The sequence below is a fragment of the Pseudomonas sp. FBF18 genome, from assembly GCF_024261405.1.
GTDB classification, from domain to species: Bacteria; Pseudomonadota; Gammaproteobacteria; order Pseudomonadales; family Pseudomonadaceae; genus Aquipseudomonas; species Aquipseudomonas palmensis.
The window spans coordinates 788,013-795,571 of sequence record NZ_QKRS01000001.1 but is presented as its reverse complement, the minus strand read 5'-3'; the positions used below and the strand labels follow the sequence as shown (position 1 = coordinate 795,571).

The 7,559-nt window shown below is 64.4% G+C and carries 7 protein-coding genes and 2 tRNA genes; all 9 read right to left on the bottom strand.

The window, feature by feature from the left end; translation table 11 throughout:
* Positions 1–94 precede the first annotated feature (94 nt).
* The 9 genes from DN387_RS03800 to accD all read right to left on the bottom strand — a co-directional run bounded on the left by DN387_RS03800 (position 95) and on the right by accD (position 7,557).
* Positions 95–171: transfer RNA gene (locus tag DN387_RS03800), tRNA-Asp, on the bottom strand.
* 77 nt (positions 172–248) lie between these two features.
* Positions 249–324: transfer RNA gene (locus tag DN387_RS03795), tRNA-Val, on the bottom strand.
* A gap of 181 nt (positions 325–505) precedes the next feature.
* The gene (locus DN387_RS03790; protein ID WP_167400232.1) at positions 506–1,264 is read right to left on the bottom strand and encodes an SDR family oxidoreductase; all 759 of its coding nucleotides are present in this window, start codon (positions 1,262–1,264) and stop codon (positions 506–508) included.
* 11 nt (positions 1,265–1,275) lie between these two features.
* The gene (locus tag DN387_RS03785) at positions 1,276–2,487 is read right to left on the bottom strand and encodes an O-succinylhomoserine sulfhydrylase (protein WP_043862841.1); all 1,212 of its coding nucleotides are present in this window, start codon (positions 2,485–2,487) and stop codon (positions 1,276–1,278) included.
* A 16-nt stretch (positions 2,488–2,503) separates the two neighbouring features.
* A complete protein-coding gene (purF, locus tag DN387_RS03780) occupies positions 2,504–4,009 on the bottom strand; it encodes an amidophosphoribosyltransferase (RefSeq protein WP_043862842.1) in 1,506 nt (501 codons plus the stop codon).
* A 41-nt stretch (positions 4,010–4,050) separates the two neighbouring features.
* Positions 4,051–4,605, bottom strand: a complete 555-nt coding sequence (locus DN387_RS03775; protein ID WP_043862843.1) for a CvpA family protein — start codon at positions 4,603–4,605, stop codon at positions 4,051–4,053.
* Between the two features lie 99 nt (positions 4,606–4,704).
* Entirely contained in the window at positions 4,705–5,349 is a 645-nt protein-coding gene (locus DN387_RS03770; protein ID WP_054916651.1) for an SPOR domain-containing protein, read from the bottom strand.
* Positions 5,333–6,640, bottom strand: a complete 1,308-nt coding sequence (gene folC, locus DN387_RS03765) for a bifunctional tetrahydrofolate synthase/dihydrofolate synthase (RefSeq protein WP_043862845.1) — start codon at positions 6,638–6,640, stop codon at positions 5,333–5,335. The genes DN387_RS03770 and folC overlap by 17 nt, the downstream gene beginning before the upstream one ends.
* The gene (gene accD / locus DN387_RS03760) at positions 6,637–7,557 is read right to left on the bottom strand and encodes an acetyl-CoA carboxylase, carboxyltransferase subunit beta (protein ID WP_043862846.1); all 921 of its coding nucleotides are present in this window, start codon (positions 7,555–7,557) and stop codon (positions 6,637–6,639) included. The genes folC and accD overlap by 4 nt, the downstream gene beginning before the upstream one ends.
* Between the last annotated feature and the right edge of the window lie 2 nt (positions 7,558–7,559).

The following is a 7,559-nucleotide window of genomic DNA, read 5'->3' as shown; positions in this document are numbered from 1 at the left end:
TATCGCACAGGCTTTCACCTGTTTGAAACTGGGATCTGGCCTGAAGCCTTGGCTTCGGACCTCAAACCGGTTGTTGAACCGATCTGGAGAAAAGTGGCGCAGCGGACGGGACTCGAACCCGCGACCCCCGGCGTGACAGGCCGGTATTCTAACCGACTGAACTACCGCTGCGCATAGTGGACTTGCGTCCTGTTCCTCTCTGGTAACACCGTCTTTCGAAAGTGTCGGGCCAGGAACATCTCAGGAAGTGGTGGGTGATGACGGGATCGAACCGCCGACCCTCTGCTTGTAAGGCAGATGCTCTCCCGGCTGAGCTAATCACCCGTGTGCTTCGCTGAGGTGGTGAAATTTACGCAGGTATCGAACCTAAGTCAATACCAGTGTTGAAGTTTTTTTCACTTTCGTAAAAAAACAGCTGCAGGCTTCAAGCAACAAGCTGCAAGTAAAAGCAGAATCAAAAGCCGATTGCACAGGTTCTTGCAGCGTGTCGCGTGAAGCCTGCCGCTTACGTGTAAATCATCTTCTTGGTCATGCCACCGTCCACCACGAACTCCTGGCCGGTGACAAAACCCGCGTTGCGCGACAACAGCCATGCCACCATCGCCGCCACATCTTCCACGGTCCCTACCCTGCCCGCCGGGTGCTGCGCATGGTCGGCCTCGCTCAAGGGCTCGGCACGGCGCAGCGAAGGGTCCCGCGCATCGATCCAGCCAGGGCTGACAGCGTTGACGCGGATCTCCGGGCCCAGGCTCATGGCCAGTGCGTGGGTCAGGGCCAGCAGCCCGCCCTTGCTCGCAGCATAGGCCTCGGTATCGGGTTCGGACTGTGCCGCACGGGTGGACACCAGGTTGACGATGGCGCCGCAATGCGCGCGCAGGTAAGGCGCACAGTGCTTGGCCAGCAGCATCGGGCCACCCAGGTTGACCGCCAGCACGCGGTTCCAGTGGTTCAGGCTGAGGCTTTCGAGGGTGGTATTGTGCGGGTCGGCAATCGCCGCGTTGCACACCAGCGCATCCAGGCGTCCGAACTGCCCCAGCACCTCGGCCACGCCCACCGTCACCTGGGCCTCGTCGGCCACGTCCATGCCGACGAACCAGGCGTTGTCACCGAGCACCTTGGCCACCTTCGCGCCACGGGCCCGATCCAGGTCGGTGAGCACCACTTGCCAGCCCTCGCTGATCAGCCAGGCCGCGATGCCCAGGCCGATCCCGCGTGCAGCGCCGGTTACCAGCGCCACACGCCCGTTGTGGCTGCTCTCGCTCACCGACCAGTCGATCACAGCGCCGCCAGACCGCGCGCCAGGTCGGCCTGCAGGTCGCCCACGTCTTCCAGGCCCACGGCAACCCTGATCAGACTGTCGCGAATCCCGGCGGCCTCACGCTCCTGCGGCGCCAGACGGCCGTGGGAGGTGGTGGCCGGGTGGGTGATGGTGGTCTTGCTGTCACCCAGGTTGGCGGTGATCGAAATCAGCCGCGTGGCGTCGATGAAGCGCCATGCGCCCTCCTTGCCACCCTTGACCTCGAAGCTCACCACCGCACCGAAGCCGCGCATCTGGCGCTTGGCCAGCTCGTGCTGCGGGTGGCTTGGCAGGCCCGCGTAATGCACCTTCTCGACACCGTCCTGCTGCTCCAGCCACTCGGCCAGGGCCTGGGCATTGGCGCAGTGGGCGCGCATGCGCAGGTTCAGCGTTTCCAGGCCCTTGAGGAACACCCAGGCGTTGAACGGGCTCAGCGTCGGCCCCGCAGTACGCAGAAAGCCCACCACTTCCTTCATGTGCTCGTTGCGCCCGGCGACCACGCCGCCCATGCAGCGCCCCTGGCCGTCGATGAACTTGGTCGCCGAATGCATGACGATGTCCGCGCCCAGCTTCAATGGCTGTTGCAGGGCCGGAGTGCTGAAGCAGTTGTCCACCACCAGCAGCGCGCCCCGGGCATGGGCGATCTCGGCCAGCGCGCCGATGTCCACCAGCTCGGCCAGCGGATTGGACGGCGACTCGACGAACAGCAGCCTGGTATTGGGCTTGATCGCCTGTTCCCAGCCAGCCAGGTTGGCCAGCGGCACGTAGTCGACCTGCACGCCGAAGCGCTTGAAGTACTTCTCGAACAGGCTGATGGTCGAACCGAACACGCTCTGCGAGACCAGCACGTGGTCGCCAGCGCTGCACAAGGCCATCACCAGCGACAGGATCGCGGACATGCCTGTGGAGGTGGCGACCGCCTGCTCGGCGCCTTCCAGGGCGGCGATGCGCTCCTCGAAGGCCCTTACGGTCGGGTTGGTGTAGCGCGAATAGACGTTGCCTGGAACCTCGCCGGCGAACCGCGCAGCGGCATCGGCCGCCGTACGGAACACGTAGCTGGAAGTGAAGAACAGCGGGTCGCTGTGCTCACCTTCCGGCGTGCGATGCTGGCCGGCGCGTACCGCCAGCGTATCGAAAGCGACCCCGTCGAGGTCGCTGTCCAGGCGCCCGGCATCCCATTGCTGTGTCATGCCGTTGCTCCCCTTGTCAGTTGTTGTAAAGGTCGATGATCGCGCTGACCGCCTGGTTCTTGACCTTGGAGGCGTCGTTGCGCGCCTGCTCGATCTTGTCCAGGTAGGCGGCGTCGATGTCGCCAGTCACGTACTGGCCATCGAATACCGCGCAATCGAAATGCTCGATCTTGATCTTGCCACCACCTACAGCCTCGATCAGGTCCGGCAGGTCCTGGTAGACCAGCCAGTCGGCGCCGATCAGTTCGGCCACGTCCTGGGTGCTGCGGTTGTGCGCGATCAGTTCATGAGCGCTCGGCATGTCGATGCCGTAGACGTTGGGGAAACGCACCGCTGGCGCGGCGGAGCAGAAGTAAACGTTCTTCGCGCCGGCTTCGCGGGCCATCTGGATGATCTGCTTGCAGGTGGTGCCGCGCACGATCGAGTCGTCGACCAGCATCACGTTCTTGCCGCGGAACTCCAGCTCGATGGCATTGAGCTTCTGGCGTACCGACTTCTTGCGCGCGGCCTGGCCGGGCATGATGAAGGTACGGCCGATGTAGCGGTTCTTGACGAAGCCTTCACGGAACTTCACGCCCAGGTGGTTGGCCAGTTCCAGCGCCGCGGTACGGCTGGTGTCGGGAATCGGGATGACCACGTCGATGTCGTGCTCGGGACGCTCGCGCAGGATCTTCTCGGCAAGCTTCTCGCCCATGCGCAGGCGCGCCTTGTACACCGACACACCGTCGATGATCGAATCCGGGCGGGCCAGGTAAACGTGCTCGAAGATGCAGGGGGAAAGCTTGGGCGCGATGGCGCACTGGCGGGTGTGCAGCTTGCCTTCTTCGGTGATGTACACCGCTTCGCCCGGCGCCAGGTCGCGGATCAGGGTGAAGCCGAGCACGTCCAGCGAGACGCTTTCGGAGGCGATCATGTATTCGACGCCTTCGTCGGTATGACGCTGGCCGAACACGATCGGGCGGATGCCGTTCGGATCGCGGAAGCCGACGATGCCGTAGCCGGTGATCATCGCCACCACCGCGTAGCCACCCACGCAACGGTTGTGCACGTCGGTCACGGCGGCGAACACGTCTTCCTCGGTCGGTTGCAGCTTGCCGCGCACCGCCAGCTCATGGGCGAATACGTTGAGCAGCACTTCGGAGTCGGAGTTGGTGTTGACGTGGCGCAGGTCGGACTCGTAGATCTCCTTGGCCAGTTGCTCCACATTGGTCAGGTTGCCGTTGTGCGCCAGGGTGATGCCATACGGCGAGTTGACGTAGAACGGCTGGGCCTCGGCCGAGGTCGAGCTGCCCGCAGTCGGGTAGCGCACATGACCGATGCCCATGTGGCCCACCAGACGCTGCATGTGACGCTGCTGGAACACGTCACGTACCAGGCCGTTGTCCTTGCGCAGGAATAGTCGGCCATCATGGCTTGTAACGATACCGGCAGCATCCTGGCCGCGGTGCTGGAGCACGGTTAGCGCGTCATACAGCGCCTGATTGACGTTCGACTTACCGACGATACCGACGATGCCACACATGCGACGCAACCCCTACATTATGAAACTTGACGGATCAGCACTCAGGGCGCTTTGGGCCCAAGCAACTGTTCTTGAAACGGGAGATCAGCCGGTGCGCTGATTCCGCTGGCTAGCCACTGGCTGGTCAGCCCCAGAATGAGGTTTTTCGACCAGTCAGCCACCAATAGAAATTGTGGCAGCAGGCGAGACTCCTGCCACCACGGGTCCTGTTGTACCGGCCCCAGGCTCAGCAGCCCGACCGCCACCACGACGAGCAGGGCCCCGCGAGCGGCGCCGAACGCCATGCCCAGGAAGCGATCGGTCCCGGACAACCCGGTGACGCGAATCAGCTCGCCGATCAGAAAATTGATCATTGCCCCCACCAGCAAGGTGGCGACGAAAAGAATGGCACATCCGGCTATCACCCGCGCCGATGGCGTCTGGATGTAGCCTTCAAGGTACTGCGAGATACCGCCACCGAACATCCAGGCGACTGCACCGGCGATGATCCAGGTAAGCAGCGACAAGGCTTCCTTGACGAAACCGCGCTTGAGACTGATCAGCGAAGAAACGGCGATGATCGCGAGAATCGCCCAGTCGACCCAGGTAAATGCCACAGTGCTGCCTGCAAACGGATAAGGCGGCGCATTTTACCAGAGCGGTGGGCTATCGGTAAGCGGTGATTTGCCGTCCGGCGGCGGCCGGACGGCGGGGGGTCAGCTACGTTCGGGCTGGAAGCGCACCACAAAACCCTTGAGGTTCTGCTGGCGGTTGATCACATCGCGCAGGCGCTCGGCTTCGGCACGCTCGATCAGCGGCCCGACGAACACCCGGTTGGTACCTTCGGCCGAGCGAATATAGGCGTTGTAGCCCTGGCTACGCAGGGTTTTCTGCAGGTTCTCGGCATTGGCGCGGTTGGACAGGCTGGCCAGTTGCACCGACCAGCTCACCGGCAGGCCATTGCCATCGACCTTGGCAGGTGCACTGGCAACCGGCTTGGCCGGGGCCGCCGCAGGCTTGCTGACCGGCGCAGGCGTGGCCGGCTTGGCCTCCGTCACCGGCGAGGCGGGCGCTGGGGTGGGTGCAGTCACCACCGGTGCCGGGGCAATGGGCGTGCTCGGTGCGCTGGGTTCCTGGGCGGTGAGCGCCTCATCCTGGATCACCTGCGGCTCGGGCACCTCCACCGGCTCCACCTGCACCTGCGGTAAGGCCGGCACAGCCGGGGCGGCGGGCGCCTCGACATGCACCTGGCGCAGCTCGTCCTCACGGGTGAACAGCATCGGCAGGAAGATCACCGCCAGTGCCACCAGCACCAGCGCGCCCACCATCCGCTGCTTGACGACTTTATCCAGCAACGCCATTTGCCCCGTCCTCCATGGTCTGCCGGCTCAGCCACTGCAGGGCCTCGCCGACACAGAAAAATGATCCGAACAGCAGGATCTGGTCGCCTGCCGTCGCTTGCGCGCACTGCCCGTCAAGGGCGTCGGCGACGCTTGCATACGACTTCACGTCGGCGCCAAGGTTCTGCAACGCGGCCTGCAACTCGCTTGCAGGCCGGCTGCGGGCGGTGTCCAGTGGCGCAACCGCCCAGTGGGCCACTTGCGCATGCAGAGGTTCGATCACCCCGGCCAGGTCCTTGTCAGCCAGCAGGCCGAATACCGCCAGGCGCCTGCCGGCCACCGGGCGCGAAGCCAGGCGCTGAGCGAGGTACTGGGCCGCATGTGGATTATGGCCGACGTCGAGCAGAATGCTCAGGTGCTTGCCCTGCCAGATGAACTGGCGACGGTCGAGACGCCCGACGATACGGGTGTCGCGCAGTGCCTGGGCGATCTGCGCGGCATTCCAGGGCAGGCCGGTCAGCAGGTAGGTCTGCAACGCCAGCGCCGCGTTTTCCATGGGCAGATCGAGCAACGGCAGGTCGTGCAGCTCGACGGCATTGCCGTGCGCATCCACGCCCCGCCACTGCCAGTACTGGTCGGTGCTGGACAGGTCGAAGTCGCGTCCGCGCAGCAGGAACCGGCAGCCTAGTTCGCGTGCCTTGTCCAGCAGCGGCTGCGGCGGGTCGAGGTCGCCACACAGCGCCGGCTTGCCGGCACGGAAAATCCCGGCCTTCTCGAAGGCCACCGACTCACGGGTATCGCCAAGGAAATCGCAATGGTCGACACCGATACTGGTGACCACGGCAAGGTCAGCGTCCACCAGGTTGACGGTGTCGAGCCGCCCGCCCAGGCCCACTTCAAGCACCACGGCGTCCAGCGCCGACTGCTGGAACAGCCAGAACGCCGCCAGGGTACCGGCCTCGAAGTAGGTCAGGGAGGTCTCGCCACGCGCCGCCTCGACGGCGGCGAATGCCTGGCACAGCTGCGCATCGCTGGCCTGCTGGCCGTCGATCTGCACCCGCTCGTTGTAGCGCAGCAGGTGCGGCGAGCTGTAGACCCCGACCTTCAGGCCCTGGGCCTGCAGCAGGCTGGCCACGAAGGCACAGGTAGAGCCCTTGCCATTGGTGCCGGTAACGGTAATCACCCGAGGCGCGGGCTGGCCCAGCCCGAGGCGCGTTGCGACCTGCCGCGAACGCTCCAGGCCCATGTCGATTGTCGACGGGTGCAACTGCTCGAGGTAGGCGAGCCACTCGCCCAGGGTGCGCTGGGTCATACGTTGGCAGGCACCGGTGGTACCACGATCGGCTCGATCACGGGGGCGACGAACTTCGGCGTCGGCAGGCCCATCATCTGTGCCAGCAGATTGCCCAGGCGCGGGCGCAGTTCGGATCGAGCGATGATCATGTCGATGGCACCGTGCTCCAGCAGGAACTCGCTGCGCTGGAAGCCTTCAGGCAGTTTTTCGCGCACGGTCTGTTCGATAACCCGAGGGCCGGCAAAGCCGATCAGCGCCTTGGGCTCGCCTACGATCACGTCGCCGAGCATTGCCAGGCTGGCCGAAACGCCCCCGTAAACAGGGTCGGTGAGAACCGAGATGAACGGGATGCCTTCTTCGCGCAGGCGCGCCAGCACGGCGGAGGTCTTGGCCATCTGCATCAGCGAGATCAGCGCTTCCTGCATGCGCGCGCCGCCCGAGGCCGAGAAGCAGACCATCGGACAGCGGTTTTCCAGGGCATAGTTGGCGGCACGCACGAAACGCTCGCCGACGATGGCACCCATCGAACCGCCCATGAAGGAGAACTCGAACGCACTGACCACCACCGGCATGCCCAGCAGGGTACCGCTCATGGAAACCAGGGCGTCCTTTTCGCCGGTCTGCTTCTGCGCAGCAACCAGGCGATCCTTGTACTTCTTGCCGTCGCGGAACTTCAGGCGGTCGACCGGCTCCAGGTCGGCACCCAGCTCATTGCGGCCTTCGGCGTCGAGGAAGATGTCGATGCGTGCACGTGCGCCGATGCGCATGTGGTGATTGCACTTGGGGCACACATCCAGGGTCTTTTCCAGCTCCGGACGATACAGCACGGCCTCGCAGGACGGGCATTTGTGCCACAGCCCTTCGGGTACCGAGCTCTTCTTCACCTCGGAACGCATGATCGAAGGGATCAGTTTGTCTACCAACCAGTTGCTCATGC